A 26,028-nucleotide genomic window follows, 5' to 3' on the forward strand; every position below is an offset into this window, starting at 1 on the left:
TCCCCCTTTTTGAAAGCTTGCCGGGCTCGATGGAAATTGCGACCATCTGGCCATGGTGGTTCGGCTTACGGAAGAGAACTGGGCGGCGACCCGGACGTTTCTGCGCGAGACCGGCGACCGGTTCGCCGAGCTGCTGACCTCGCCCGGTTCGGACGCGAATGCCACCGCCACCTGGACCGTCACCGATACGGCGGCGCACGTCGCCACTCTCGCGCGGTTCTATCACCAGATGGTCGATCCCGCCGGGTGCGACGATCCCCTGGCCGTGCCCGATGAACTCGTCCGGAGCACGATCGTCGATACGGTCGACGCCGCGAACGAGGAATTGCTGCGCCTTTTCCCCGAGCGCGATCCGCGGGCGCTCGCCGACCTCCTGGTCCGCGATGTCGACCGGATCCTGACGGCGACGCGGGACGCGGATCCGACGACGGCGCTGCCCTGGCTGGGCGGCTCGCGCGTCCCGCTCGGCGGGCTGCTGGCGCACCTCCTCAACGAGCTCCAGATCCACGGACGGGACATGGCCCGGCCCCTGCGCAGGCCCTGGCACGTCCCGTCACGGGAGGCGGCCCCCTTCTTCGAGATGTTCCTCGTCGGGGTGACCGAGTACGGGTACGGACGGCTGCTGGACGGCCACGGCCCCGCGCCCGCCGGGCGGATCTCCGTCGAGTTCCGCTCCGACCACACCGCCCCCGTGGTGATGGCGATGACCGACGGGTTCGTCACCGTGGAGGAGCCGGACGGCCGCCCCGACGTGCGGCTCTTCTTCGATCCGACGGCGCTCAACCTGATGCTGTTCGGACGGATCGGCAGGGCGCGGGCGGTGCTGAGCCGCAAGGTCGTCATCCGGGGCCGGCGGCCCTGGGTCCTCCCCGCATTCCTGCGGATCGTGCGTCTTCCCTCGTAAACGGCGACGCCGCGCTTTTCACCGCCCCTCACGAGGTGGACCGGCAACGGCCGCCGATGATTTCTCGCCGCCGCGCGGGTCTGTACATGTGATCATCCCGGCGAGGTGAGGAGCCGAATGCGTGAGGCGACCGGCGCATCGGCGCCCCTGCGATCCGACGCGTGCATCCTGGAGCGCTCGATCGGTTATCTCCTGACCACCGTCCAGCACGTCGCGCGGCCGATGCTCACGCACCCGACGCCGTGCGCGGCATGGAATCTCAACACGCTGCTGCTGCACATCGGCGACTCCCTTGCGGCGGTGCACGAGGGCTTGGCCGCGGGCCGGGTCGGCATCCGTCCGGCCCCGGTCGAACCGGCCGGCGACCCGGTCTCGGCGCTGCGCGTCCACGCCGTCCGGGTGCTGCGCCACACCATGGCCTCCTCCCGCCGCCCCGACGGCGCCGCGGGGACGGCGGCGATCGGCGACCGCTGCCTCCCCGTGGAGGCGGTGGTCGGCGCGGGGGCTCTGGAGGCGGCCGTGCACGGCTGGGACGTGGCGCAGGCGACCGGCGCGGCGCGGCCCATTCCTCCGGACCTGGCCACCGATCTCCTGGACGTGTGGCGGACCCTGGCGCCGCCCTGCGGCCGCCTGCCGCTGTTCGGCGACCCGGTGGACCCCGGCCCGCACGCGATGCCCGGCGACCGTCTCGTCGCCTTCCTCGGCCGCCGTCCGGCGACCTGAGAACGCGCGCCGAGGTTGCTTCACACAACTTTCTGCGATCCAATGAGTTGTGTGAAGCAACTCGATGGGCGCACCGTCGCCCGGATGGACACCGTGCTCGACGACGTCCGGATCCGCCCGTACGGCGTCACCGACCGCGACCGCGTCCGGCGCATGTCCGACCGCCTGTCGGCCGCGAGCCTCTACATGCGCTTCTTCTCCGGCACGCCCCGCCTGCCCGACCACTACGTCGGCCTCCTGGAGGGCCTCGACCACTGGGACCGCGAGGCCCTCGTCGCGCTGGACGGGGACGAGATCCTCGGCATCGCCGAATACGTCCGCGACGCGACGCGGGCCTGGCGCGCCGACCTCGCCGTCCTGGTCGCCGACCCCTGGCAGCGCCGGGGCCTCGGCCGCGCCCTCGTCGGCTGCCTGTCCGAGCTCGCCGGACGGCGCGGCGTCACCGAGTTCGGCGCGGACGTCATCCTCACCAACCGGCAGGCGCTCATGTTCGTCCGGAGCGGCTGGCCGGCGGCCCGCTCCTCCAGGGACGGCGGCTCCGCCCGCTTCCGCCTGCCGCTTTCCGTGCCCGCCTGACCCCGGCCGGTTGAATCCGGTGGGGGGCGCCCGCTTACCATGACCGGCATGACCCAGAACCTGCTCGGCGGCCCCGCTCCGACCGAACTTCCGGACAACCCCGAAGCCCGGACGGCCCTGGAGGAGGGCGTCGACCCGTTCGAGGTCGCCGCGCGCCACCCGGACCACCCGGGCGCGTGGGCCGAGCTGGCCGACCGCTCCTTCGCCAAGGGCAGCGTCATCGACTCCTACGCGTTCGCCCGCACCGGCTACCACCGCGGGCTGGACCAGCTGCGCCGGGCGGGCTGGAAGGGCCACGGCCCCATCCCGTGGGAGCACGAGCCGAACCGCGGCTTCCTGCGCGCCCTGCACGCCCTCGCCCGGGCCGCCGCCGCCATCGGGGAAGACTCCGAGGCCGAGCGCTGCAGGACGTTCCTCCGCGACAGCAGCGCCGAGGCCGCCGACGCCCTCAACGGCTCCTGACCCCACCGATCGAGCGCGCCGCCCGGGACGCCTGGGCGGCGACGCCGGGGATGCCCGACACCAGGAAGGGTCCGCCGCCGGCGAGGTCGCCGGCCACGTGCAGGCGGTGATCGGGCCGTCCGCCGACGAGGACCCGTCCCGTACCGGGGTCGACGGCGAGGCCGCCGTCCGGGTCCAGCACCGCGCCCTGGGCCAGGAGCGACGAGACGAGCGGCTCGGCCGCCCGGGGGATCGCGTGCGGCGGCGGGTTGACCGCGTTGATCACGATGTCGGCGGTGCGGACGCCCGCCGCATGCGTGATCTCGAACGCGGACCCCGCCTCGATCTTCTCGACCCCGGACAGCGCCTCCAGCGTCCCCGCCTCGAACAGCTCCAGCAGCAGCGCGGCATTGCGGGGCACCATCGGCGAGGCCGCGCTCGTGATCGTCCGGAAGTGGCGGCCGCGGAGCCGCTCCCGGTCACTCGCCGGGAGCAGCCGCCACGCGACCGGACCGGCGGTGTGCGCGGCCTCCTGCACGATCCGCCGGCCGAGCCGCGGCGCGTCCACCATGGCGAGCTGCTCGCGCAGGCTCGCAGCCGGGTCCCGTCCCGGCGCCTCGGCGATCCAGGCCGCGAGGGCGTCCCAGCTCTCGCCGTGAGCCGCCAGTTCCATGCGGATCAGCTCGGTGAACTCCGCCAGCCGGACCGGCCCCTCCAGGGACCGCAGGCGGTCGGGCGCCAGGTACCGGAGGTCGGTCGGAAGGGGACGCTGCCAGACGAACGGGAGGGTCCCGCTCCGCGAGACCATGCTGATCCTGCCGGCGTGCCCGCGCGCGGCCAGTGACGCCACGATGTCGACCGCGGTCAGGCCGGTCCCGATGACCGCCACGTTCTTTCGGGGCGGGACGCCGGCGAGGGTCCGCCGCAGGGGATACGGGTCGGCGACGAAGCCGGGCGCGCCCGCCAGCCCGTAGCCGTCCCGAGGGACGCCCCCGCCGACGCACAGGACGACCTGGTCGGCGGGGTGGCTGCGTCCGTCCGCCGTTCGCACGACCGGGCGGCCCGCGAGGGACACCCCGGTCACCACCGCGCCGACGAGCTCCGTCCGGGCGAACCGGGCGAGCGCGGCCTCCGCCGTGTCCGCCAGGTACCGCCCGTACACGGCGCGCGGCGGGATCGGGCGGCCGAGCCGCTCGTCGGTGTGGGCTCCGGCGTGCGCGTCCCCGTCCAGCCAGCGCGCGTAGTGCTCCCGGTCCCCGTGCCGGATCGACATGATCTCGGGTGGGGCGTTGACGAGCACGGAGTCCAGGTCCGGCTGGTAGGGACGGCCGCGCCAGGGCGACGGCGAGGGGTCGAACACGGTGACGGAGCGGATGTCCGAGGGGTCGAGGGCGTCCAGCAGCGCGACGGCCGCCGCACCCGCCCCGATGATCGCGATGTCCATGCCGCCGAGCCTCGCCGCCTGGCCGAGCCCGCCCCATCCCCCGCCGGCAGGGGATCGCTCCGGACCGCGATCCCCCATCTGAGGGGGTCCGCCCGCCGCGCACGGCGGGCAGACTGGAGCGGTGATCGACCAGCGGGAACGGCGGGCCCTCCTCGACCGGGCCGCACGCGCACGGGACGCGGGCGGCCTGTTCGCGGGCGCCTCGTCGCGGCTCGGACGGCTGCTGGGCTTCCAGGCCGCCGCGTGGTCGGCCACCGACCCGGAGACCGGGCTGATCACCGCGCCGATGCTGGTCGAGAACCTCGGACGGGGCGAGCAGTGCTTCGCCTACTGGGAGTGCGCGCTCCTGGAGGAGACCGTGCTGCCCTACCGCGACCTGGCCCGCGCCCCCGTCCCGGCCGCCGGGCTCGTGGCGAGCACCGGCGGACTGCCCGCCCGCAGCGCGCAGTACCGCAGGCTGCTCGGCCGCCAGGGGATCGGGGACGAGCTGCGCGCCGTCCTGCGGACCGGCGGCCGGCCCTGGGGCGTCGTCAGCCTGTTCCGCGAGAAGGGCCGGGAGCCGTTCGGCCCCGCGGAGGTCTCCCTCGTCGCGGGCCTCTCCGCGCCCCTCGCCGACCGCCTTCGCGAGCTGGCCCGGCCCGTCCGGCCGCCGGCCGGGGCCGCCGGGCAGGACCCGGGGCTCATCCTGTTCGACCCGGCCGGCACGCCCTTCTCGATCAACGACGAGGCGCGCGACCTCCTCTCCCGGCTCCCGGACGGCCCGTCCGTCCCGTCCCCGCTGGGCCCGCCCCTGCCGGTCTGGCTCGCCGCGACGGCCGCGCAGGCCCGCGCCGTCGCCGCCGGCCGCGACCGCGGAGCGGCCCGCGTACGGATCCGCACCCGCGACGGCCAGTGGCTCGTCGTCCACGCCTCCTGCATGGACGGGGTCCCCGGCTCGCCCGGCCCCACCGCCGTGGTCGTCCAGCCGGCCGCCGGCTCCGACATGGCGCCGGTCATCGCGGAGGCGTACGGCCTGTCCGCCCGCGAGCTGGAGATCACCCAGCTGATCGCGCGCGGGCTGACCACCGGCGGCATCGCCGCCGAACTGGTCATCTCCCCGCACACCGTCCGCGACCACGTCAAGGCGGTGTTCGCCAAGACGCGCGTGTCGAGCCGCGGCGAGCTGGTCGCGAAGCTGTTCGCAGAGAACTACTGGCCGCGCCGAGGCCGGTGACCGGCGGCCATCGGCCGCCTCCGGTTTCTTTGTCGCCCGCCTGCGGGTACGCTTTGATCGCAAGAGGCCCCTTCGCGCTTGCGGCGACCGGGGCCTTCGTCGTGGGAAGGGAAAGTGGCATGCCTGCCATCGTTCTTGTCGGTGCCCAGTGGGGAGATGAGGGCAAGGGCAAGGCGACAGACCTGCTCGGTGGGGACGTCGACTACGTCGTCCGCTACCAGGGCGGCAACAACGCGGGCCACACCGTGGTCATCGGCGACAAGAGCTACGCGCTGCACCTGCTGCCGTCCGGAGTGCTGTCGCCCGACGTTGTCCCCGTGATCGGCAACGGCGTGGTGATCGACCCCGCCGTGCTGCTGCAGGAGATCGACGGCCTGCGGGACCGCGGCATCGGCTGCGAGCGGCTGCTGATCTCGGCGAACGCGCACCTGATCATGCCGCACCACCGCGCCCTCGACAAGGTCACCGAGCGCTACCTCGGCAAGGCCCGGATCGGCACCACCGGCCGCGGCATCGGCCCCACCTACGCCGACAAGATCAACCGGATGGGCATCCGCGTCCAGGACCTGTTCGACCCGAACATCCTCACGCAGAAGCTCGACCTGGCCCTGCGCGAGAAGAACCAGGTCCTGACGAAGGTCTACAACCGCCGCCGCATCGAGACCGGGCCGATCGTCCAGGAGTACCTGGCCTACGGCGAGCGCCTCAAGCCGTTCGTCGCCGACACCACCCTCGTCCTGAACAAGGCGCTGGACGACGGCAAGGTCGTCCTGCTGGAGGGCGCGCAGGGCACGCTGCTGGACATCGACCACGGGACGTACCCGTTCGTGACGTCGTCCAGCCCCACGGCCGGCGGCGCCTGCGCGGGCTCCGGAGTCGGCCCCACCAAGATCACCCGCGTGATCGGCATCCTCAAGGCCTACACGACCCGGGTCGGGTCCGGCCCGTTCCCCACCGAGCTGCTGGACGAGCAGGGCGAGTACCTGCGCACGACCGGCGGCGAGTACGGCGTGACCACCGGCCGCGACCGCCGCTGCGGCTGGTTCGACGCCGTGATCGCCCGCTACGCCACCCGCGTCAACGGCATCACCGACTACTTCCTGACCAAGCTGGACGTCCTGTCCGGCCTGGACCGGGTCCCGGTGTGCGTCGCCTACGAGATCGACGGCGTCCGGGTGGACGAGCTGCCCACGACGCAGACCGAGTTCCACCACGCCAAGCCCGTCCTGGAGTACCTGGACGGCTGGCAGGAGGACATCACCCGCGCCCAGAAGTTCGAGGACCTGCCCGCCAACGCGCAGGCGTACGTCCGGGCGCTGGAGCAGATGTCCGGCGCTCAGATCTCCGCGATCGGCGTGGGCCCCGGCCGCGACCAGACCCTTTCGCTCAGGCCCCTGGTCTGACCTCGCGTTTCCCTCCCGCTCACCCGTTCCTCACTGGGCGTTCGGTCACGGGCGGTAGCGTGCGTTCGGTGATCTCTTCCGTCGAGGTGCACGGACATCGCGGGGCGCGCGGCCTCCGTCCGGAGAACACCCTGCCCGGCTTCGCCCACGCCCTCGACCTCGGCGTCGACGTGATCGAGCTGGACGTGGGCCTGTCCTCGGACGGCGTGGTCGTCCTCGGCCACGACCAGGTGGTCTCCCCCGCCGTCCTCGCCGACACGGGCCCCGCCTGGCCGGACGACCCCGCCTACCCCTACGTCGGCAGGCCCGTCCGCGAGCTGTCCCTCGCCCAGCTGCGGACGCTCGACGCGGGCCTCAGCTGCGCGGCCGCCCCGATGCCCGGCACCCGCATCCCCACGCTCGCCGAGGCGTGCGCCCTGCTGGCCCCCACGGGCGTCGGGCTCTCCGTCGAGCTGAAGACGGACCCCTCCTGGACCGACGAGGAGGTGGAGCTCCTGACCGCCTCCGCGGCGGCCGTCCTGAAGGCCTTCGGCTGCACCGGACGCTCCCAGCTCCTGGCCTTCGACTGGCGCGTCCTGGCCGAGGCCCGCCGCCACTACCCGGACCTGGGCCGCGTCGCCCTGATGGAACGCAAGACCCTCGCCCCGGAAACCGCCTGGCTCGCAGGCCACTCCCCGGCCGACCCGGTGGCCGCCGCCTTCGCCCTGGGCGCCACCGCCGTCTCCCCCGAACACAAGATCGCCACCCCCGCCCTGATAGACCAGGCCCACTCCCTGGCCCTCCCGGTCATCGTCTGGACGGTCAACACCCCCGAGGACATGACCCGCTTCATCCACGAAGGCGCAGACGCGATAGTCACCGACCACCCAGACGTCCTGCTAGCCCTCCAAACACCAACCCCCGCTGTCTAGCTCACAACCATCCGTTGCGGCGGAAGCCTCGGTAGAGGGCGAAGCAGGCGAGGGAGATGACGCTGAGGATCATGGGGTAGCCGTACTGCCAGCGGGTCTCGGGCATGTGGTCGAAGTTCATGCCGTAGACGCCGGCGATGGCGGTGGGGACCATGAAGATGGCGCCCCAGGCGGAGATCTTGCGCATGTCCTTGTTGTCGGCGACGGTGACCTGGGTCATGTGCGCCTGGAGGATGGGGTTGAGGAGTTCGTCGTAGGACTCGACCTGCTCGCGGACGCGGGTGAGGTGGTCCTCGACGTCGCGGAGGTACTCCTTGATCTCGGCGGGGACGAAGCGGCGGCCGGTCAGGTTGCGCAGGGGGCCGGCGAGCGGGCCGACGGCGCGCTTGAGCTGGATGACCTCGCGCTTGAGCCGGTAGATGCGGCGGGACTCGTCGGTGCGCTCGGGGGAGAAGACGGCCTCTTCGACCTCGTCGATGTCCTCCATGACGGCGTCGGCGACGCCGACGTAGCCGTCCACGACGCGGTCGGTGACGGCGTGCAGGACGGCGGCGGGGCCGAGGGCGAGGCGGGCGGGGTCCTTCTCCAGGTCGCGGCGGACGGGGCCGAGCGCGCCGTGGGCGCCGTGCCGGACGGTGACGACGAAGTCGGGGCCGCAGAACAGCATGATCTCGCCGGTCTCGACGACTTCGGCGCCGCCGGGGCCGCTGGAGACGTAGCCGACGGTCTTCATGACGACGAAGTGGACGTCGTCGTAGCGTTCGAGCTTGGGGCGCTGGTGGGCGTGGATGGCGTCCTCGACGGCGAGGGGGTGCAGGCCGAAGACCTCGGCGAGGTCGGAGAGCTCGCCGGCGGACGGCTCGTGGAGGCCGACCCAGACGAAGCCGGCGCTGTCGCCCTCGGGGGTGAGCCGGCCGTCGCGGACGAGGCGGACGGCGTCGGGGATGGTGTCGGTGCAGACGCGGTGGCCGTCGATGTAGGCGGCCCAGTCGATGACGGCGGAATCGCGGTTCGGAGCCTGCACGCCGCTGGGGCGGCCGCGCGTCTTGAACAGAACGCGGCCGGGGCGGACTCGTGTCATGGCCATGGAGGTGCTCCTAACCCGCCGGCCACGCACGCAGCGCGCGCTCAACCCAGGCTGGTCAGCGAAGGGAGCGCGCGAGAGCGTCGGCCGGGCGCCAGATGGAGGCGGACGGTGGAACAGTCCGGTTCGGACTGTGAGGGTTCTCCGGCGAACTGCAAGTATCACCAGGACTCATCCCGACCACCTCCTTTCGGGGCACCTCGACAGCGGGCGGTCAAGCCCGTGGCAGCCTACCAGCCGATATGTAGGACGCCGCCCGTATCGGTCAGGTTCACACGTCCCGGTGTGACGGCCGCCTCACCGGGCCGCATGCCCCTTCGCGCAGGGGTTACGCGCGCCCGGCGCGGGGTGGGGGACCAGTAAGCTCGCGACGTGCGAGTACTCGTCCTTGGATCGGGTGGCCGCGAGCATGCGCTCGTCCGCGCCCTGCACCGCGACCCTGCCGTCACCGCCCTCCACTGCGCCCCGGGCAATCCGGGCACGGCAGAGATCGCGGACAATCACCAGCTCGATCCGACGAACCGCACGGCGGTGGTGGAACTGGCCGCGCGGCTCCGGGTGAGCCTGGTCGTCATCGGGCCGGAGGCGGTGCTGGTGGCCGGGGTCGGCGACGCCCTGCGCAAGGCGGGCATCCCCTGCTTCGGGCCGGACCGCGCCGCCGCGAAGATCGAGGCGTCCAAGGCGTTCGCCAAGGAGATCATGGCCGCGGCGGGGGTGCCGACCGCCGACTCGCGGGTCTGCGAGTCGAGCGGGGAGGTCGAGGAGGCGCTCGACGCCTTCGGCCCGCCGTACGTGGTGAAGGACGACGGGCTCGCGGCCGGGAAGGGCGTGGTCGTCACCGAGAGCCGCGACGAGGCGCTGCGGCACGCCGACGCCTGCGACCGCGTCGTGGTCGAGGCGTACCTGGACGGTCCCGAGGTCTCCCTTTTCGCGCTGTGCGACGGGCAGCACGCCGTCCCGCTGCTGCCCGCGCAGGACTTCAAGCGCGCCTACGACGGCGACGAGGGTCCGAACACCGGCGGGATGGGCGCGTACACGCCGCTGCCCTGGGCGCCGCCCGGACTGGTGGACGAGGTCATGGCCACCGTCGTCCAGCCCACCGTGGACGAGTTGCGCCGCCGCGAGACCCCGTACGTCGGCGTCCTGTACGCCGGGCTCGCGCTGACGTCCCAGGGCGTGCGGGTGGTGGAGTTCAACGCGCGCTTCGGCGACCCCGAGACCCAGGTCGTGCTGGACCGGCTGGCCACCCCCGTCGCCACGCTGCTCCAGGCCTGCGCGATCGGGGGCCTCGACCCGAGCCTGCGCCTCGAATGGCTGCCGGGCGCGGCCGTGACGGTGGTCGTGGCCGCCGAGGGCTACCCGGCCGCCCCGGCGAAGGGCGACGAGATCACCGGCCTGGAGGAGGCCGCCGCGGTCGAGGGCGCCTACGTCCTGCAGGCGGGCACCGCGCTCGGCGGCGAGGGGCGGCCGGTCGCGAGCGGCGGGCGCGTCCTCAACGTCGTCGGCACCGGGCCCGACCTCGCCGCCGCCCGGGCCGCCGCCTACGAGGCCGTGTCCAGGATCGGCCTGCGCGGGTCCCACCACCGGACCGACATCGCGCTGAAGGCCGTCTCCCTGCCATGATTACCTGATTACACAGATACAAGGCAGGTCAGGCATGGCATCACCTTCGCCCGCGGGCGAGGAGGTCTACCGCGTCACGACGCTGGAGCTCTTCTTCGACCTGGTGTTCGTCTTCGCGGTGACCCAGCTCAGCCACGTCCTGGTCAAGGAACTGAACGCGCTGGGCCTGGCCCAGGTCGTGCTGATGTTCGGCGTCCTGTGGTGGATGTACGGCGGCTACGCCTGGCTGACCAACACCCTCACCCCCACGACGGCGGGACGGCGCCTGCTGCTCCTGGTCGGGATGGGCGGGTTCTTCATGGTCGCCCTGGCCACCCCGACGGCGTTCAAGGGCGGCGGCGTGCTGTGGGGCCTCGGGTACCTGGTGCTGGTGCTCGCCCACGTGACGCTGTACGCGCAGGACAACCCGAACATCCTGCGCGTCCTCCCGGCCAACCTCCTCGCGGCCGCGCTCATCATCGTCGCCGGGATCCTCGACCACGGGCCGGCCGTGTACGTGCTGTGGACGCTCGCGCTCGTCGTCCCGATCGTCCAGCCGTACATCGTGCCGGCGGGCGGGCTGTTCACCATCCGGGCCGCGCACATCGTCGAGCGGCACGGGCTCCTCGTCATGATCACCATCGGCGAGTCGGTGATCGCGGTCGGGGCGGGCGCCGAGCACGCCCACCTGGACCCGGGCCTGGTCGTCGCCGTGCTGCTCGGGCTGGCGCTCGCGGCGGCCGTCTGGTGGAGCTACTTCGCCAGGGACGACGAGCGCGCCGAGGAGTCGCTGGCCGCCGCCGACGACGTGCGCCGCACGCAGATGACGATGTTCGGCTACTTCTACGCCCACATCCCGCTGGTCATCGGGATCATCGTCGCGGCGGCCGGCATGGGGACGGCCGTCGGGCACGCCTGGGACGGCCTGCACGCCGGCCCCGCGCTCGCGCTCGCCGGCGGCGTCGCGCTCTACCTGGCGGGCGACGCGGCGTTCCGCCGGGCCGTGCGCATCGGACCGTCCCGCATCCGGCTCGGCGCCGCCGCGGCCGCGCTCGCCGTCACTCCGCTGGGCCTCTGGGTGGCCGCCGCCGAGATCACCGCCCTCGTCCTGGTGGTCGCCGCCGCGCTGGCGCTGGAGCACGCGGCGACCCGGCCGGACGCGGCGGTTCCCGGCCTGGGACAATCGTCGGGTGATTGAGCGCTACACCCTTCCGGAGATGGGACGCGTCTGGAGCGACGCGCACAAGTACGAGCTGTGGTGCCAGGTGGAGGTCCTCGTCGTCGAGGCCCACGCCGAGGCCGGCACGATCCCGCCGGAGGTGGTGGAGCCGGTGCGCAAGGCGCCGCCGCCGACGCCGGAGGCCGTGCACGCCATCGAGGCCGTGACGCAGCACGACGTCATCGCCTTCCTGTCGGCGTGGGCGGACAACACCGAGCCGCGGGAGGCCGCGCGGTTCGTCCACTTCGGCATGACGTCGTCCGACCTGCTCGACACGGCGCTCGCGCTGCAGCTGGTCGAGGCCACCGACATCCTGCTGGAGAAGGCGGACGCGCTCGTCGCGACGCTGCGCGACCACGCGCTGGCGCACCGGGCGACGCTGCGGGTCGGGCGCACGCACGGCATCCACGGCGAGCCGGACGTGTGGGGCCACCGCGTCGCCGACTTCGCGTTCGCCATGGCCCGGTCCCGCGACCGGCTGCGGCGCGCCCGCGAGGCCGTGGGCGTGATGGCCATCTCCGGCGCGGTCGGGACGTACTCCAACATCGACCCGGCGATCGAGCTGCACGTCGCGCGCAAGCTCGGCCTGAGGGCCGCGGACGTGTCGACCCAGGTCGTCCTGCGCGACGGGATCAGCGAGTGGGTCTCGTCCCTGGCGATCATGGCGACGGTGTGCGAGGCCATCGCGCTGGAGGTGCGGCACGGGCAGCGCACCGAGGTCCGGGAGCTGTGGGAGCCGTTCGGCAAGGGCCAGAAGGGCTCGTCGGCGATGCCGCACAAGAAGAACCCGATCATCTCCGAGCGGCTGGCGGGGATGGCGCGGATCGTGCGGGCCCAGATCGTCCCGGTGCTGGAGGGCATCCCGCTGTGGCACGAGCGCGACATCTCGCACTCCTCCACCGAGCGGATCGCGCTGCCGGACGCCTCCATCGCGCTCGACTACATGCTGAACCTGACGAACCGCCTCATGTCCGGGCTCGTGGTGGACGAGGCGCGGATGCGGGAGAACCTGGACTCGACCGGCGGCCTCATCTACACCTCGACCGTCCTGCTGGAGCTGGTCGAGGCGGGCATGTCGCGCGACGACGAGGCGTACCCGCTCGTCCAGAAGGCCGCCATGGCGACCTGGGAGACCGGCACGCCGTTCCGCGAGACGCTGCGCGCGCACGCCGCGGAGGCCGGCCTCACGCTGGACGAGAAGCGCCTGGACGAGGTGTGCCGCCCGGAGCGCTTCGTGGCGCGCCTCGGCCCGATGTTCGACCGCCTGACCGCTCTCAGTTAGGAGGGGCCGTGCAGGGGACCCTGACCGAGCTGAACGTCTACCCGCTCAAGGGCGGCGGCGGGACGGCGCTGCGCAGTGCGGAGCTGACCCCGCGCGGCCTGCCGTTCGACCGCGAGTTCATGCTGGTCACCCCCGAGGGCCGCTTCCTGTCCCAGCGCGACCACGCCCGGATGGCGCTGATGCGCCCGTCCTACGACGGGACGGTCCTCACGGTGGACGCCCCCGGCGCCTCGCGACTCGTCCACAAGGCCGCGGACGAGGGCGAGGTGCGGGAGGTCTCCGTCCAGCGGTCGCAGTGCCGGGGCGTCGACCAGGGCGACGAGGCCGCGGCCTGGTTCGGCGACCTGCTCGGCGCCGGCTGCCGCCTCGTGCGCTTCACCGGCCTGCGTCCGACGGCCCGCGGCGGCGGCGAGGTCATGTTCGCCGACGGCTACCCGCTCCTGGTCATCTCGGCCGAGTCCCTCGCCGACCTCAACGCGCGGCTGGACGAGCCCCTCCCGATGAACCGGTTCCGCCCGTCTCTCGTCGTCGAGGGCCTCGGCCCCTACGGCGAGGACGAGGTGCGCCTGCTGCGCGTCGGCGAGGCCGTCATCGAGATGGTCAAGCCGTGCACCCGCTGCGTCGTCACCACCACCGACCAGCGGACCGCGGAGCGCGGCCGTGAGCCGCTGCGGACGCTCGCCTCCTACCGCACCCGGGACCGCGGAATCCAGTTCGGCCAGAACTGCGTCCCGCGCGTCCTCGGCACGCTCAGGGTGGGCGACCCGGTCGAGGTCGTGGCCCCCCGCACCGAATGATGATCTTCAAAACCCCGGCGGCGGGGGGCCGCCGCCCCTAGGCTCGCCGGGGGAATTTCCTCAGGGAACGCGAACCTTTGGCGTGTTCCGGAAGTCTCAACGAGCAGACTGACGCCCGCGGGGCCCGGGCCGGACGCCACACCTCCGGCCCGATGGTTTACTGGGGTCGCGTCGGCAGCGGGGGGACACCGTCAGGCACGCTCGGCCCTCGTGCTCCCAACTGGATCGCACACGCAACCGCACCCGAGAGGAAGTTAGGCGGCATGAGCATGGGCCACGAGGTTCGCTACCGCATGCGCGGCGGCCGGCAGCTGCACGGCACGGTCTTCATCCAGGGCGCGAAGAACGCCGTCCTCCCGATGATCGGCGCCTCGCTGATGGCCTCCCGGGGACGCACCGTGCTGCGCAACGTCCCGATCATCGAGGACGTGCGGCGGGCGGTGGAGCTGGCGCGGGCCATCGGCGCCAAGGCCGAGCTGCACGAGACCGAGCGCACGCTGGTGATCGACGCCTCGACGCTGAGCAGCCCCGTGCTGCCCGCCGAGATCGCGTCCCGGTTCCGCGGCTCGTTCCTGTTCGTCCCCGCCCTGCTGCACCGTTTCGGCGAGGCGGTCATCGAGGGCGTCGGCGGCTGCAACCTCGGCAGCCGCAACCTGGACTTCCACTACAACGGCTTCAAGCGGATGGGCGCCACGGTCACCGAGCACGTGGCCGACAACGGCGACGGCATCATCCACATCAAGGCCGGCGACCTGCGCGGCGGCACGCTCTACTGCGACACCCCCTCGCACACCGGCACCGAGAACCTGATCATGGCGGCGGCGCTGGCGCACGGCACCACGCTGATCAAGAACGCGGCGCTGGAGCCGGAGGTGCTGGACAACATCGCCATCCTCCAGGCGATGGGCGCCCGGATCAGCGGCGGCGGCACCGGCTTCATCACGGTCGAGGGCGTGGACGAGCTGACCGCCGTCGAGCACACCGTGATGCCCGACCGGATCGACGCCGGCGTGTTCGTGATGGCCGCCGCGATCACCGGCGGCGACCTCAGCCTCGTCGGCGCCTCGCTGGAGCACCTCGGCGTCGCCGCCGACAAGCTGGAGCAGATGGGCGTGGAGTTCCACCAGCAGGGCGCCGTCCTGCAGGTGCGCCGCGACCGGACGCTCCGCCCGATCAACGTCATCACCGACGAGTACCCGGGCTTCGCCACCGACCTGCAGTCGCCGATCATGGCGGTGTCCTGCCTGGCCGAGGGCCCCTCCTACATCTACGAGCGGATCTTCGACGGCCGGTTCAAGCTGGCCGGCGAGCTGGCGAAGATGGGCGCCGACATTGAGGTGGACGGCAACCGCGCGAAGGTCAACGGCCCGCGCGGCCTGCGCGGCGCCGAGGTCGAGGCGCACGACCTGCGCTGCGGCAGCGCCCTGGTGCTGGCCGGCCTCGCCGCCGAGGGCGAGACCACCATCACCTCCGCCTACTACCTCGACCGCGGGCACGCGCACACGGCCGAGCGGCTCTCCCAGCTCGGCGCCGAGATCGTCCGCGAAGTCGGCTAGCGCCGGGCGCACTCGCGGCACGGCGCCATCCGAACCGCGGCGCGGCGCCATCCGAACCGCGCCGCCGCGCCGTCCGAAGCTCAGCGCCGCGCGTCCGGTCGCCGTTGGTCGATCGGCCGAATGTGGCCTCGGGCCTGACCAACTCCTGGTTGATCCCTGACGAGCCGAGTAACGGTCCCCGGCAAATCCGTTGAGCCGTGCGTTACCGCGCGGTTACGCACGGCTCGGACGGAGCTTCCTTACCGGTCGAACGCCGACTCTCTGACCTGCGAAGTCATGCGTGGAACGGTCCGATTCGACCGGACCGTAACGCGGTAAAAATTCACCAACCGCCCCCGATCACGCGCTCTGGACGGATCACTCGTCTTTCCGGAGCAGGCGAGATCGGGTCGCCTGATTTCGGCCGCCGCGTAAACCAAACGGACACCGCAGGGGTCCCTCCAGTACGTAGGAGCGTCAGGAAGGGGCCCTCGCCATGGTTTCGGGTCTTGTTTTTCAACTTCGGACATCCGAAGATGCAGGATCAAGGCTGGCCGATTGGTGACAAATTACTGACCAGGGGGTCGCGTAGGTTACTTTTTCGCCGCACTCTTGATTCGATTTCGCGTCTGGGTGTCACATCGCGTCGCCCTGACCCGATCTGCCAGCTAGAAGGAGATCCTCTCCGCTTCGCCGAGGCGGGTGGGAGCTCGGGCAAGACGGCCCTCCTCCACTTTCCGGAGGCGGGTTCGCGGGAAGTCGAATCGCACGGGAAGTGCGGGTGCTGGGTCAGAAGGCAGGGGCGTCAAGCCATGAGTCAACCGTTGGGCGGAACGTGCGCGATCAGATGGCCGGGGCGGTGCCCCCGCCGAGAGGCCGGATGGGAAGCGAGCGATCATCGATGACGGCGGCGCGAACGGGGTCCGTCACCCCCGACCTCACGATCGGGGTCGTGGGCCCCCACGACCTCGTCGAACGGGTCATGCTCATGGGCCACGGCCCCACACCCGTACCGAGCAGGCTGGTGGCCGCCGCGTACCGCGACGAGCAGGAGGCGGCCGACAAGGTCGTGCGCCTCGGCTCGGGCGTGGACGTGTGCCTGTTCGCCAGTCCCGTCCCGTACGACTTCGCGCGCAAGGCCGGCGTCCTGACGATGCCCGCCACGTACGTGCCGCTGAACGGCGCCGCCCTGCAGGGCGCGCTGCTGCGGGCGTCCCTCGACGAGCGCTTCGACCCGTCCCGGGTCAGCATCGACGTGCTCGGCCGCGCCGAGGTCGAGGAGGCCTACTCCGAGATCAGCCTCGGCACCGAGCAGGTGCACCTGCGCGAGGAGGCCGCGGGCCCCGGCACGCTCGCCGCGTTCCACGAGCGGCTCTGGCGGCGCGGCGCCACCACCGTCGCGATGACCTGCGTGCACGCGACCGCCGAGCGCATGGAGATGGCGGGCGTCCCGACCATCCGCGTCCGGCCGACCGGCGCCGCGATCCGCAGCTCCCTGCAGACCGCCGCGCTCCTCGGCGCCCACCACCGCCTGGAGGAGTCGCAGCTCGTCGTCGTGCTGGTGGACGTCCCGACCCTCCGCGAGACCCCGCGCCGCGTCACCCCGCGCTACTGGCGCGACGAGCTGAAGCTGGCCCTGCACCGGGTGCTCCTCCAGGAGGCGCACCGGATGAACGCCTCCGTGTGGCCCGTCGACGACCACAGCTACCTCGTCATCGCCACGCGCGGCTCGGTCACCGCGTCCACCGAGGGCTTCCGGACGCCGCCGTTCGTCGAGCGCGTCCGCGAGGAGCTCGGCCTGGCCATCGAGGTCGGCATCGGCATGGGCCGCACGGCCCACGAGGCGGAGAACCACGCCCGCGCCGCGTTGGCGCGCTCCCAGAGCTCCCAGCGGGCGCAGGGCTTCGCGCTGGACCGCGACGGCCGCGCGCTCGTTCCGGCACCGCGCACGCCGCCGCGCACCCAGCCGCAGGCCAAGCCGAAGGGCCTGGAGATCCTGGCCCGGCTCGCCGACAAGCTCGGCGACCAGGAGCAGCCCCTCATCGTCGACGCGGAGAACGCCGGCAAGATGCTCGGCGTCACGCCCCGCACCGCCCGCCGCCTCCTGCGCACGCTGGTCGAGGAGGGCCTCGCCTGGCCGCTCCCCCCGAACCGCACCCCCCAGCCGGGCCGCCCCCGCCAGCTCTACCGCCTGATCGTGGAGAAACTCGGCCCGGCCAAGGCCGGCTGACCGCGACGCGAGCGTGTACCGGCACGTCCGGCCGTATCGCGGTCCCCTCCGCTCGTCACCGCCGCGGTACGAGAACGCCGCCGGTGTCGATGCGCCGGGCGGCGACGGGGGCGACCAGACGTCCGATGACCGGGAGTTCGAGCGGGAGGAGCGAGTAGGCGGGGTGCACGACGCGCCGCCTGCCGCTCTTCAGCGCCCGGACGGTCGCCCGGGCGACCGACTCCGGCGGGACCGGCGGCGGTGTCCTGGTCGGCGCGCGCCAGGGAAGCCGGTCGACGTCCCGCAGGGGCGTGTCGGTGGAGCCCGGCACGACCTCCAGCACGCGGATCGGGGTATGGCGCAGTTCGTGCCGGAGTGAGCCGGTGGCCTGCGCGAGGGCCGCCTTCGCGGCGCCGTAGTAGCCGAGCAGCGGCAGCGGGACGGCCTGCACGGTCGACGTGACGTTGACGATCGTGCCGCTCCCGGCCTCGCGCATCCCGGGCAGGACGGCGGCGGCCAGCGCCAGCGGGGACCAGAAGTTCGTCTCGAAGCTCGCGCGGGCGCTCTCGTCGTCCCCGAGGTCGGCCTGGGCCTCGACCAGGCTCACTCCCGCGTTGCTGACGAGGACGTCGATGCCGCCGAGGGCGTCCCGCGCACGGGCCGCCAGGTCCGCGGCGGCACCGGGCACCGACAGGTCGCAGGCCAGCACCGTCGGCACCGGGTGCCCCCGCTCGCCGATCTCCGCCGCCAGCGCCCGCAGCTCTCCCTCCCGTCGCGCGGCCACGGCGAGCCGGGCGCCCTCGGCGGCGAGCGCGAGGGCGAGGGCGCGGCCGATGCCGCTGGACGCGCCGGTGAGCAGGATCCGTGCCGCGGAGATCATCGCACCCTCCTTGACTGATTATCAATCAATGCGGGATCGTAGGCAGCGCCAGGGCGGAACGTCAACCACCGGAGGCGGCCATCGACAGAAGAGCGGCGCTCATCCGGGCCGCCGGTGAGCTGTTCACCGAGCGCGCCTACGACGAGGTCACGACCAGCGAGATCGCCCGGCGGGCCGGCGTCGCCTACGGGCTGATCGCCCACCATTTCGGCAACAAGCGGGGCCTCTACCTGGCCACCGTCCGGGCGGCCGCCGACCGGGTGCGCGCGGTTCGCGACGCTCCGGCGGGCGGCGCGTCACCCGGTGAGCGGATCCGCGCCACGATCGACCGCCACATCCGCTTCATCGACGACAACGCCGCCGGGTACCTCGCTCTCATGCGCGGCGGGATCGGCTCCGACCCCGAGGTCCACGCGCTCGTGGAGGAACTGCGCTGGGAGGGCGCCGAGCGGATCCTGCGCGCACTGGGCGCGACCGGCCCGGTCCCTCCCGTCCTGCGCAGCACGATGCGCGGGTGGGTCGGTTACCTCGACGAGCTCATCATCGACCACCTCGCGCACCACGACGTCCCCCGCTGGCAGCTGGTCGAGCTGGCGGTGGCCGCGCTCGCCACCGCGCTCCAGACGGCCGAGAGCCTCGCCCCGGGCACGGGCATCGACGTCGAGACCGCCGCGGCCGCGGCCCGGAGCCCCGGCCCCCGGCCCGGCTGACGCCGGAGCGAGGACGTGCCCCCGGCCCCGACGGGCCGGGGCCGGCCGCGCCGCCGACGGTCAGTTGCGGTGGGGGAAGGAGCTCGCGACGTTGAGGAAGGCGTCGTTCTCCTCGGGGGAGCCGATGGAGACGCGGGCGCCCTCGCCGTCGAAGGGCCGGACGCTCACGCCGTGGGCGTCGCAGGCGGCGGAGAACTCCATCGTGCGGTCGCCGAGGCGCAGCCACACGAAGTTCGCCTCGGTCGGCGGGACCGTCCAGCCGTCGGCGAGGAGGGCGGCGCGGACGCGGTCGCGCTCCTTCACCGTGCCCTCGACGCGCTCCATCAGCTCGTCGGTGGCGTCCAGGGACGCGATGCCGGCGGCCTGCGCGACGGAGTTCACGCTGAACGGCAGGAACGTCTTGCGGATGGAGCCGGCGACGAGCGGGTGCGCGACGAGGTAGCCGATGCGCAGGCCCGCCAGGCCGTAGGCCTTGGAGAACGTGCGCAGGATCGCCAGGTTGGGGCGGTCGCCGTAGAGGGTGAGGCCGTCCGGGACGTCGTCGTCGCGGACGTACTCGCGGTACGCCTCGTCCAGGACCACCAGGCAGTCGGCGGGAACGCGGTCGAGGAGCTCCTCGATCTGCGCGCGGCCCACGGCGGTGCCGGTGGGATTGTTCGGGTTGCAGACGAAGACCAGCCGCGTCTTCTCGGTGATGGCGTCCGCCATCGCGCGCAGGTCGTGGGTCTCGTCCCGCAGGGGCACCTGGACGCTCGTCGCGCCCGACAGCGACACCAGCAGCGGGTACGCCTCGAACGACCGCCACGCGTACACGACCTCGGCGCCCGGCTCGGCGACCGCCTCCAGCAGCATCTGGGTCATCCCGACGGAGCCGCAGCCCACCGCGACGTGGTCGGCGGGAACGCCGCAGAACGACGCGATCGCCTCGGTCAGCGCGGTCGCGTTGTTGTCCGGGTAGCGGTTGATGTTGCGCGCCGCCTCACCGATCGCCTCGACGACCGAGGGCAGCGGCCCGTGCGGCGACTCGTTGGACGACAGCTTGAACGAGCGCCCCTCGGGCGACACCACGACCTTGCCGGGCTTGTAAGCCACGAAGCGGTCGAGAACGGAGCGGAAGCGGGGTGTGGGTGCCTCGGACACCGTTGTCCTCCAGATTGCACAGGGGTGATGGGCCCAGCCTACGCAGCGTTCCTCATCATCCAGCAAACGGCCACGATCCGGACGAACTCCCAGTCCTGGGTGTCCTGCGGCCACCAGCCCCGGTTGAAGGCGTCCTCCGCGAAGCCGTGCAGATAGCCCATCAGCTCGTCGGCGCCGGGCGGTTCGCCGGGCGCGCCGAGCTCGTCGCGGAGGCTGGCCACGTGCTGGTCGACGGCCGCCGCGAGGCCCGGGGAACCGGCCATCTCCGCGACGCCCGCCTCACCGATGTCCCGGACGAGCAGGCCGAGCACTTCGGGCGAGTCACCGTTCATAGGGGGTGAAACTAGCAACGGTCCGGCGCTGCTCGGAACATCACCCCAGGTAAAAGCTCATCCGCGCGGCCGCAGCATGGGCGGCCGCAACTGCTCGGCATCGCCCCGGCGGTAGAGGCGCGCGGGGCGCCCTCCGTCGCGGGTCGTGGTCTGGTCGGTCGGGATGAGGAACCGGTCGGCGCCGGTCACCTTCCGGTGGAAGTTCCGCGGGTCGAGGGTGGTGCCCCAGACGATCTCGTAGACGCGCCGCAGCTCCGCGACCGTGAACTCGGGCGGGCAGAACGCCGCCGCCAGCGAGGTGTACTCCAGCTTCGCCCGCGCCCGCTCCATCCCGTCGCCCAGGATCCGCCGGTGGTCGAACGCGGCCCGGTCGTGGTGGAGGAGGTCGTCGACGGCGGTCCACAGCACCTGGGCGCGGCTGGAGGCGGGCAGGTCCGGCGCCAGCCCCAGGTAGGCGACGCTCACCACCCGCTGCCGGGGGTCGCGGTCCGGGTACCCGTAGGTGGCGAGCTGCTCCAGGTGGATCCGCACGTCCGCGAGCCCCGCGCGCTCGGCCATCAGCCGGGCCGCGGCCACCGGCAGGTCCTCGTCGAGCTGGATGAACCCGCCCGGCAGCGACCACGCCCCCTCGTACGGCGGCCGGTCGCGCCGCCACCGCAGGGCGCACAGGCGCTGCTCCCGGACGGTGAGCACGACGAGGTCGACGGAGACGGCGAGCCGGGGCACGGGCATGCAACGAACTTAGCGGGACCGGCCCCCCGCTGACGCCAGGAAGGCCCGGCGGGGCCGGGCCTTCCGCGCATCGGCGCCTAGTCTTCCTTGGGGATCTCGACGGGGACGGTCGCGGCCGGGGCCCCGTTGTGGCCGTTGACTCCCGCCGGGGCGCTCGGGGAGTTCAGCCCGGCGAGCAGCTGGCGGGCGACGCCGAGGCCGGTGCCGCCGAGCGTGAGGGCCTTGGCGAGCATGTCCTCGACGCCCTGGGCGCCGTTCAGCACGACCATGTTGTCGACGTTGCCGAACACGCCCGCGCCCGCCTCGACGATCTGCGGCCACTGCTCGGCGAGCTGCTGGGCGATGACGGCGTCGGTGTTCTCCGCCAGCGCCTCCGCGCGGGCCTTGATCGCCTCGGCCTCGGCCAGGCCCCGGCGGCGGGTCGCGTCCGCCTCGGCCTCACCGATCAGCCGGATGGCCTCGGACTCGCGCTGCGCCTTGAGCTGGACCTCGGTCGCGGCGGCCTGGGCGTAGGAGATGCGCTCCTCGCGCTCGGCCTCGGCCAGCTTGACCTGCTCGTAGGCGCGGGCGTCGGCGGGCTTGCGGATCTCGCTCTCCAGCCGCTTCTCGGTGCGCTCGGCCTCCAGCTCGGCGTTGCGGGTCTCCTTGAGGATGACCTCCTGGCGCGCCTGCTGCGCGGCCTGCTGCACCTGGCCCTGGTACTCGGCCTTCTTCATCTCGGTGTCCCGGATGACCGCCGCGTTCTGCCGCTCGGTCTCCTGCTCGCGCTCGGTGGCCTCCTGGTTGCGCTCGGCCTCGGCGATGCGGGCGGCGGCGGCGACCCTGGCGGCGTGCGGGCGGCCGAGGTTGGTGATGTAGCCGGTCTCGTCGTCGATCTCCTGGATCTGGAGGGAGTCGACGACCAGGCCGAGCTTGCTCATCTCGTCGGCGGCCGAGCCGCGGGTCTCGGAGGTGAGGCGCTCGCGGTTGAGGATCAGGTCCTCGACGGTGAGGTTGCCGATGATGGAGCGCAGGTGGCCGGTGAACAGCTCGTGGATCGCGCCGTCCATCGAGTTCTGCTGCTCCAGGAAGCGCCGCGCGGCGTTGGCGATCGACACGAAGTCGTCGCCGACCTTGTAGATGACCACGCCGCGGACCTTGACCGGGATGCCCTGCTGCGTCACGCAGTTGACCTCCAGGTTCGCGGCGCGGCTGTCGAGCCGCAGGCGGCGCGCCGTCTGGAAGCCGGGCAGGACGGACGTCCCCTTGCCGGTCACGATCTTGAAGCCGAGGCTGTCCACGCCGTCGATCGGCTTGGACTTGGCGCCCAGCCCGGAGATGATCAGGGCCTCGTTCGGCTCGGCCACCCGCCACACCATCTTGAACAGCACGATCAGCACGATGATGGCGACGACGACGCCGATCGCAACGGCGATCACGGGCATACGGGCCTCCTCCTCCGGTCGGGCGGCCGGCCGAAGTGTCAGGCCCGTCCGCGTTTCCCATCAGACGCGGCGGAGGCGTGTCCGGTTCGGTCTGCGAACCGGAAGTTCACGTCCGCATCAGGCCAGGCCCGGCGGGACGCCTCAGCGGGCCAGCGCGGGCGCCACGTACACCGTCCGCGGCGGGTGGTACTCGACCACGACGACGATCGAGCCGACGCCGATCTCGTCGCGCGGGTCGACGGGATGGGCGTAGAACGCCTCCGAGCCGCCGCGAACCGCGATCATGACCTCGCCGACCAGCCCGGGCCCGATCCGGCCGGTCACCCGGCCCTCCTTACCGATCAAGGAAACCCCCTGGCCCGGTGCGCCCGGAGCCGTTCTCCGCGCCGCGTAAGGCGAACGCTATCCGCTGTGCCGCGGGGACGGCGAGCCGCGGGGCTCAGGACAGGACCCGGTCGGCCTGGGCCAGCGCCTCGCCCGCGAGGCGTTCGGCGTCGGCCCGCGTGGCGCCGGGCCCGAAGACCGTGATCGTGGCGAGGAAGCGGCGGCCCCGGAACACGACGTACCACGTGCGGGTGCTCGCACCCCCGCCGACGGTGGCGACGCCGACGGTGCGCGAGCCCTCGCCGATCTCCCCCTTCGGCGCCTCGGCCACCCTGTGCGCGGCCCAGGCGGAGCCGACCCTGGTGCGGAACCTCAGGCAGCCGGGAGGGACGCGGGCGTTGACCTGCTTCTCCGCGTCGGCGGCGGGCATGCTCATGAGGGTCTCGGTCGCGGTCAGGCCGCGCTCGCCGGCGAACGAGACGAGCGCCGCGGGCACGCCGCCGGCCACGTCGCCGCCCGGACGGGACTTCCCGCAGGAGGGTTTGTCGAGGACGGCCTCCCGCTGGAGCCTGGAGGCGTTCTGGATGGCCTTCAGCGAGCCGTACTCGCCCCAGTCGGGCTCGCCCGCGCGCCGGTAGCCGGACGGCTGCTGGAGCAGCGCCTGCGCGAGCTGCGCGGAGGTGTAGCCGATGCCCGCCACCTCGGCGCGGGCGGTGCCGCGCACCTGGGTGGCGCGCTCGGCGTCGCCGCCGCACGCGGTGGCCGCGACGGCCGTCGACAGCAGCAGCGTGACGGGGAGGAGCCTGTGCGCCATGGCGGCGACACTACGGCGCGAAAGGGGCGCACCGCCCCCGACGACACGCGGGTCAGCCCTTTTCGGCCCGCTCGTTGTACTCCGCGGCGTACTCCTGGCCGGACATCTTCTGGATCGTCTCGACGATCTCGTCGGTGATGGCGCGGCGGGCCTTGGCGGGCGGCAGGTCCCTGTAGTGGGAGAAGTCCATCGGCGGGCCGATCCGCACGGTGGGGCGCGGGCCGAACACGCGCGGGAACGCCGCCCCGATCGGCTGGATCTTCTCGGTGCCCTCCAGCGCGACCGGCAGGACGCGAGCGCCGGACTCCAGCGCGAGCCAGCCGATGCCCGTCCGGCCGCGGTAGAGGCGCCCGTCCGGGGAGCGGGTGCCCTCGGGGTAGATCGCGAACGCGCCGGCGTTGTCGAGCACCTCGGCGGCCTGCTCCAGGGCGCCCATGGCGGCCCGCCGGGCGCCGCGCCGCACCGGGACGTGGCCGAGGTTGGTGAGGAACCAGCGGACGAAGCGGTTCTTGAGGCCGCCGCCCTCGAAGTAAGCCGCCTTGGCGATGTAGGTGACCGGGCGCGGGACCGCCAGCGGGATGATGAAGCTGTCGATGAACGACAGGTGGTTGCTCGCCACGATGAGCGGCCCGTAGCTCGGCACGTTCTCGCCGCCCACGACCCGCGGACGGAAAAGCAGCCAGAGGATCGGACGCACCACGCGCGTCATGAACGTGTAGAACACCCAGCCTCCCGAATTTCGCCACAGCCACTGTAACCTCTGCACCGATCCGGGCCCCGGTCAGCATCCTCCTTTCCCGCCCCGGAGAGGGCCATAAATGGTCCAAGGCCTGGTCAAACGCCGGGTGGACGAGATTCGCGGCCATTCCTTACCGCCAAGTAAGTTTCTCTTCGGTAAGTTATTACCCCGTTTACCGGATCTCCTGGGAGGCACCCGGATGCCCCGGGCGCATCGTCAGGTACAGTCGGGACCGGGGAGCAGACGGGCGTCCGGGCCCTCGTTACGGTCCGGGAGCCGGGCGGGCGACCTGGTCCTTAACCCGGGAACTACTTGGAATGCGGGCACGCGTGCGCGATCCTGAGGAGTCACCTGAGATGGCCGGGGACCACCACCGGAGTGGGGCGTGAGGTGACGATGGACTTCGACATCAGCCTGATGCGGGACGACCGCTGCACGCTCGTCCGCGTCAAGGGCGACATCGACGTGGTGTCCCGCGCGCGCTTCGAGGAGGCGCTCTTCGAGGTCGTCGAGTCGGGCGAGCCGATGGTCGTCGACATGCGCGAGGTCACGTTCTGCGACTCCACCGGCCTGAACGCCATCGTCGCCGCGAACCGCCGCGCCGGCGAGCACGGCACGCACCTCGCGCTGGTGGCGCTGCCGCCGCGCGTCCAGCGGGTCTTCCGCATCACCGGGATCGACAAGTTCATCCCGATCCACGAGACGCTGCGGGAGGCCATCGTCGCCTTCCCGTCCACCACCCCGTAGGCCCGGCCGGCGGGGTCAGGTACAGCCCTCGAACTGCGGCACGCTGGTCGTCAGCTTGAGCCCCGACCCGCCGAACCACCTGTTCAGCAGCCGCTGCGCGGTGCCGTCCTGGTACATGTCCGTGATCGCCCGGTTGACCTCCTCGCAGCCCCTGAGGTCGCCCTTCTTCAGGCCGACGCCGTACTTCTCGTCGGTGAACGGCGCGTTGATCATCCGTCCGGGGCGGCCGGAGGCGAACCCGGCGAGGATCAGGTCGTCGGTCGACACCGCGTCGAGCCGGCCGCCGGCGAGCGCGTCCATGCAGGCGCCGTAGGTGTCCACCGTGACCGGGCGCGCGGCCACCTTGCGCTCCTCGATCACGCGGCGCCAGGAGTTGGACCCCTTCACCTCGCAGATCCGCTTGCCCTTGAGGTCGCGCACGTCCCTGATCGCCGCGGCGTCGGCGCGGACGAAGGTGTCCTGGTGGGCGACGTAGTACGGCCCGCCGAAGGTGACCTTCGTCTTCCGCTTCGCCGTGATCGAGTACGTCGCGACCACCATGTCGACGTCGCCCTTGGCGAGCGCGTCCTCACGGACGGAAGAGTTCGTCGTCTTGAACGTCAGCCGGCTCTTCGGGACGCCCAGCTTGCCCGCGACGTAGGTCGCGACGTCGACGTCGAAGCCCTCGTACGTGCCGTCCGGGCGCTTCACGCCGAGGGCGGGCTGGTCCTCCTTCACGCCGATGACGAGAGAGCCCTTGTCCACGATGGACTGCTCCTTCTCGGCGCCGAGGCCGCAGGCCGACAGCAGCGCCGCCGCGGCGAGGACGGCCCCCGGGGCGGCGATGGCACGGGTCGCGCGCAT

Annotated in this window: 26 protein-coding genes and 1 pseudogene; 16 read left to right on the top strand and 11 right to left on the bottom strand. The window is 72.7% G+C overall.

Features of this window, described 5'->3' with window-relative positions; all coding sequences use genetic code 11:
* The first annotated feature begins 52 nt into the window (after positions 1 to 52).
* From ABD944_RS01175 to ABD944_RS01190, 4 genes are all read left to right on the top strand, one after another.
* Positions 53 to 904 (top strand): maleylpyruvate isomerase N-terminal domain-containing protein, encoded by an 852-nt coding sequence (locus tag ABD944_RS01175; protein ID WP_345171371.1) that lies wholly within the window; start codon positions 53 to 55, stop codon positions 902 to 904.
* A gap of 117 nt (positions 905 to 1,021) precedes the next feature.
* Entirely contained in the window at positions 1,022 to 1,627 is a 606-nt protein-coding gene (locus tag ABD944_RS01180; protein ID WP_345171373.1) for a TIGR03086 family metal-binding protein, read from the top strand.
* Positions 1,628 to 1,678: 51 nt separating this feature from the next.
* Positions 1,679 to 2,203: a GNAT family N-acetyltransferase gene (locus tag ABD944_RS01185; RefSeq protein ID WP_378188085.1), complete on the top strand. Its 525-nt coding sequence runs from the start codon at positions 1,679 to 1,681 to the stop codon at positions 2,201 to 2,203.
* Positions 2,204 to 2,242: 39 nt separating this feature from the next.
* Entirely contained in the window at positions 2,243 to 2,665 is a 423-nt protein-coding gene (locus ABD944_RS01190) for a DUF3151 domain-containing protein (RefSeq protein ID WP_345171377.1), read from the top strand.
* On the opposite strand, the gene ABD944_RS01195 is transcribed toward ABD944_RS01190, so the two are convergent.
* On the bottom strand, positions 2,652 to 4,088 hold the full coding sequence (locus ABD944_RS01195; RefSeq protein ID WP_345171379.1) for an FAD/NAD(P)-binding protein: 1,437 nt from the start codon (positions 4,086 to 4,088) through the stop codon (positions 2,652 to 2,654). The two genes, ABD944_RS01190 and ABD944_RS01195, sit on opposite strands and share 14 nt — an antisense overlap.
* Before the next feature lie 121 nt (positions 4,089 to 4,209).
* Between ABD944_RS01195 and ABD944_RS01200 the strand changes: the two genes are divergently transcribed.
* The 3 genes from ABD944_RS01200 (at position 4,210) to ABD944_RS01210 (ending at position 7,615) form a co-directional block, all read left to right on the top strand.
* Positions 4,210 to 5,301, top strand: coding sequence for a response regulator transcription factor (locus ABD944_RS01200; RefSeq protein ID WP_345171381.1), 1,092 nt, complete (start codon positions 4,210 to 4,212; stop codon positions 5,299 to 5,301).
* Positions 5,302 to 5,420: 119 nt separating this feature from the next.
* Positions 5,421 to 6,704, top strand: coding sequence for an adenylosuccinate synthase (locus ABD944_RS01205; protein WP_345171383.1), 1,284 nt, complete (start codon positions 5,421 to 5,423; stop codon positions 6,702 to 6,704).
* A 68-nt stretch (positions 6,705 to 6,772) separates the two neighbouring features.
* On the top strand, positions 6,773 to 7,615 hold the full coding sequence (locus ABD944_RS01210; protein WP_345171385.1) for a glycerophosphodiester phosphodiesterase family protein: 843 nt from the start codon (positions 6,773 to 6,775) through the stop codon (positions 7,613 to 7,615).
* A 1-nt stretch (position 7,616) separates the two neighbouring features.
* Here ABD944_RS01210 and ABD944_RS01215 read toward each other — a convergent pair whose 3' ends face one another.
* Entirely contained in the window at positions 7,617 to 8,702 is a 1,086-nt protein-coding gene (locus tag ABD944_RS01215; protein WP_345171387.1) for a magnesium and cobalt transport protein CorA, read from the bottom strand.
* Positions 8,703 to 9,071: 369 nt separating this feature from the next.
* Here ABD944_RS01215 and purD point away from each other — a divergent pair, with 369 nt between their 5' ends.
* The 6 genes from purD (at position 9,072) to ABD944_RS01245 (ending at position 17,364) form a co-directional block, all read left to right on the top strand.
* Positions 9,072 to 10,322 (top strand): phosphoribosylamine--glycine ligase, encoded by a 1,251-nt coding sequence (purD, locus tag ABD944_RS01220; RefSeq protein WP_345171389.1) that lies wholly within the window; start codon positions 9,072 to 9,074, stop codon positions 10,320 to 10,322.
* 34 nt (positions 10,323 to 10,356) lie between these two features.
* Positions 10,357 to 11,499 (top strand): low temperature requirement protein A, encoded by a 1,143-nt coding sequence (locus tag ABD944_RS01225; RefSeq protein ID WP_345171391.1) that lies wholly within the window; start codon positions 10,357 to 10,359, stop codon positions 11,497 to 11,499.
* A complete protein-coding gene (gene purB / locus ABD944_RS01230; RefSeq protein WP_345171393.1) occupies positions 11,492 to 12,802 on the top strand; it encodes an adenylosuccinate lyase in 1,311 nt (436 codons plus the stop codon). The genes ABD944_RS01225 and purB overlap by 8 nt, the downstream gene beginning before the upstream one ends.
* An 8-nt stretch (positions 12,803 to 12,810) precedes the next feature.
* Positions 12,811 to 13,599, top strand: a complete 789-nt coding sequence (locus tag ABD944_RS01235; RefSeq protein ID WP_345171395.1) for an MOSC domain-containing protein — start codon at positions 12,811 to 12,813, stop codon at positions 13,597 to 13,599.
* 269 nt (positions 13,600 to 13,868) lie between these two features.
* On the top strand, positions 13,869 to 15,155 hold the full coding sequence (murA, locus tag ABD944_RS01240; protein ID WP_345171831.1) for a UDP-N-acetylglucosamine 1-carboxyvinyltransferase: 1,287 nt from the start codon (positions 13,869 to 13,871) through the stop codon (positions 15,153 to 15,155).
* 880 nt (positions 15,156 to 16,035) lie between these two features.
* The gene (locus tag ABD944_RS01245; protein ID WP_345171397.1) at positions 16,036 to 17,364 is read left to right on the top strand and encodes a transcriptional regulator; all 1,329 of its coding nucleotides are present in this window, start codon (positions 16,036 to 16,038) and stop codon (positions 17,362 to 17,364) included.
* Between the two features lie 55 nt (positions 17,365 to 17,419).
* Here ABD944_RS01245 and ABD944_RS01250 read toward each other — a convergent pair whose 3' ends face one another.
* Complete coding sequence (locus tag ABD944_RS01250; RefSeq protein WP_345171399.1) at positions 17,420 to 18,223, bottom strand: SDR family NAD(P)-dependent oxidoreductase; 804 nt, start codon at positions 18,221 to 18,223, stop codon at positions 17,420 to 17,422.
* Positions 18,224 to 18,324: 101 nt separating this feature from the next.
* Here ABD944_RS01250 and ABD944_RS01255 point away from each other — a divergent pair.
* Both ABD944_RS01255 and ABD944_RS01260 read left to right on the top strand, forming a co-directional pair.
* A pseudogene (locus ABD944_RS01255) lies at positions 18,325 to 18,447 on the top strand (helix-turn-helix domain-containing protein); the annotation flags it as partial.
* A gap of 36 nt (positions 18,448 to 18,483) precedes the next feature.
* Positions 18,484 to 18,933, top strand: coding sequence for a hypothetical protein (locus ABD944_RS01260; protein WP_345171401.1), 450 nt, complete (start codon positions 18,484 to 18,486; stop codon positions 18,931 to 18,933).
* A 60-nt stretch (positions 18,934 to 18,993) separates the two neighbouring features.
* On the opposite strand, the gene hisC is transcribed toward ABD944_RS01260, so the two are convergent.
* From hisC to ABD944_RS01295, 7 genes are all read right to left on the bottom strand, one after another.
* Positions 18,994 to 20,073, bottom strand: coding sequence for a histidinol-phosphate transaminase (hisC, locus tag ABD944_RS01265; protein ID WP_345171403.1), 1,080 nt, complete (start codon positions 20,071 to 20,073; stop codon positions 18,994 to 18,996).
* Between the two features lie 38 nt (positions 20,074 to 20,111).
* Entirely contained in the window at positions 20,112 to 20,405 is a 294-nt protein-coding gene (locus tag ABD944_RS01270) for a DUF6401 family natural product biosynthesis protein (protein ID WP_345171405.1), read from the bottom strand.
* Between the two features lie 57 nt (positions 20,406 to 20,462).
* Complete coding sequence (locus tag ABD944_RS01275) at positions 20,463 to 21,137, bottom strand: NUDIX hydrolase (protein ID WP_179831702.1); 675 nt, start codon at positions 21,135 to 21,137, stop codon at positions 20,463 to 20,465.
* 77 nt (positions 21,138 to 21,214) lie between these two features.
* Positions 21,215 to 22,561, bottom strand: a complete 1,347-nt coding sequence (locus ABD944_RS01280; protein WP_345171408.1) for an SPFH domain-containing protein — start codon at positions 22,559 to 22,561, stop codon at positions 21,215 to 21,217.
* Between the two features lie 141 nt (positions 22,562 to 22,702).
* The gene (locus tag ABD944_RS01285; protein ID WP_345171410.1) at positions 22,703 to 22,885 is read right to left on the bottom strand and encodes a hypothetical protein; all 183 of its coding nucleotides are present in this window, start codon (positions 22,883 to 22,885) and stop codon (positions 22,703 to 22,705) included.
* 115 nt (positions 22,886 to 23,000) lie between these two features.
* Positions 23,001 to 23,699: a hypothetical protein gene (locus ABD944_RS01290; protein ID WP_345171412.1), complete on the bottom strand. Its 699-nt coding sequence runs from the start codon at positions 23,697 to 23,699 to the stop codon at positions 23,001 to 23,003.
* 52 nt (positions 23,700 to 23,751) lie between these two features.
* Positions 23,752 to 24,423, bottom strand: coding sequence for a lysophospholipid acyltransferase family protein (locus ABD944_RS01295; RefSeq protein ID WP_345171414.1), 672 nt, complete (start codon positions 24,421 to 24,423; stop codon positions 23,752 to 23,754).
* A gap of 411 nt (positions 24,424 to 24,834) precedes the next feature.
* Between ABD944_RS01295 and ABD944_RS01300 the strand changes: the two genes are divergently transcribed.
* Complete coding sequence (locus ABD944_RS01300; protein ID WP_345171416.1) at positions 24,835 to 25,185, top strand: STAS domain-containing protein; 351 nt, start codon at positions 24,835 to 24,837, stop codon at positions 25,183 to 25,185.
* Positions 25,186 to 25,200: 15 nt separating this feature from the next.
* Here the strand turns inward: ABD944_RS01300 and ABD944_RS01305 are convergent, their stop codons facing one another.
* Positions 25,201 to 26,028 (bottom strand): glutamate ABC transporter substrate-binding protein, encoded by an 828-nt coding sequence (locus tag ABD944_RS01305; RefSeq protein WP_345171418.1) that lies wholly within the window; start codon positions 26,026 to 26,028, stop codon positions 25,201 to 25,203.

It is taken from the genome of Actinomadura verrucosospora, assembly GCF_039540335.1.
In the GTDB taxonomy this organism is placed as follows: domain Bacteria; phylum Actinomycetota; class Actinomycetes; order Streptosporangiales; family Streptosporangiaceae; genus Spirillospora; species Spirillospora verrucosospora.

Bases quoted from the DNA above. Each gene is read 5' to 3' on its own strand.
- ABD944_RS01270 (WP_345171405.1), bottom strand. From the start codon at position 20,405: ATGAACGGTGACTCGCCCGAAGTGCTCGGCCTGCTCGTCCGGGACATC.
- ABD944_RS01280 (WP_345171408.1), bottom strand. From the start codon at position 22,561: ATGCCCGTGATCGCCGTTGCGATCGGCGTCGTCGTCGCCATCATCGTG.
- ABD944_RS01290 (WP_345171412.1), bottom strand. From the start codon at position 23,699: ATGGCGCACAGGCTCCTCCCCGTCACGCTGCTGCTGTCGACGGCCGTC.
- ABD944_RS01190 (WP_345171377.1), top strand. From the start codon at position 2,243: ATGACCGGCATGACCCAGAACCTGCTCGGCGGCCCCGCTCCGACCGAA.
- ABD944_RS01300 (WP_345171416.1), top strand. From the start codon at position 24,835: ATGGACTTCGACATCAGCCTGATGCGGGACGACCGCTGCACGCTCGTC.
- ABD944_RS01175 (WP_345171371.1), top strand. From the start codon at position 53: ATGGTGGTTCGGCTTACGGAAGAGAACTGGGCGGCGACCCGGACGTTT.
- ABD944_RS01215 (WP_345171387.1), bottom strand. From the start codon at position 8,702: ATGGCCATGACACGAGTCCGCCCCGGCCGCGTTCTGTTCAAGACGCGC.
- ABD944_RS01305 (WP_345171418.1), bottom strand. From the start codon at position 26,028: ATGCGCGCGACCCGTGCCATCGCCGCCCCGGGGGCCGTCCTCGCCGCG.
- ABD944_RS01180 (WP_345171373.1), top strand. From the start codon at position 1,022: ATGCGTGAGGCGACCGGCGCATCGGCGCCCCTGCGATCCGACGCGTGC.
- murA (WP_345171831.1), top strand. From the start codon at position 13,869: ATGGGCCACGAGGTTCGCTACCGCATGCGCGGCGGCCGGCAGCTGCAC.
- ABD944_RS01245 (WP_345171397.1), top strand. From the start codon at position 16,036: ATGACGGCGGCGCGAACGGGGTCCGTCACCCCCGACCTCACGATCGGG.
- ABD944_RS01195 (WP_345171379.1), bottom strand. From the start codon at position 4,088: ATGGACATCGCGATCATCGGGGCGGGTGCGGCGGCCGTCGCGCTGCTG.
- ABD944_RS01205 (WP_345171383.1), top strand. From the start codon at position 5,421: ATGCCTGCCATCGTTCTTGTCGGTGCCCAGTGGGGAGATGAGGGCAAG.
- ABD944_RS01225 (WP_345171391.1), top strand. From the start codon at position 10,357: ATGGCATCACCTTCGCCCGCGGGCGAGGAGGTCTACCGCGTCACGACG.
- ABD944_RS01275 (WP_179831702.1), bottom strand. From the start codon at position 21,137: ATGCCCGTGCCCCGGCTCGCCGTCTCCGTCGACCTCGTCGTGCTCACC.
- ABD944_RS01250 (WP_345171399.1), bottom strand. From the start codon at position 18,223: ATGATCTCCGCGGCACGGATCCTGCTCACCGGCGCGTCCAGCGGCATC.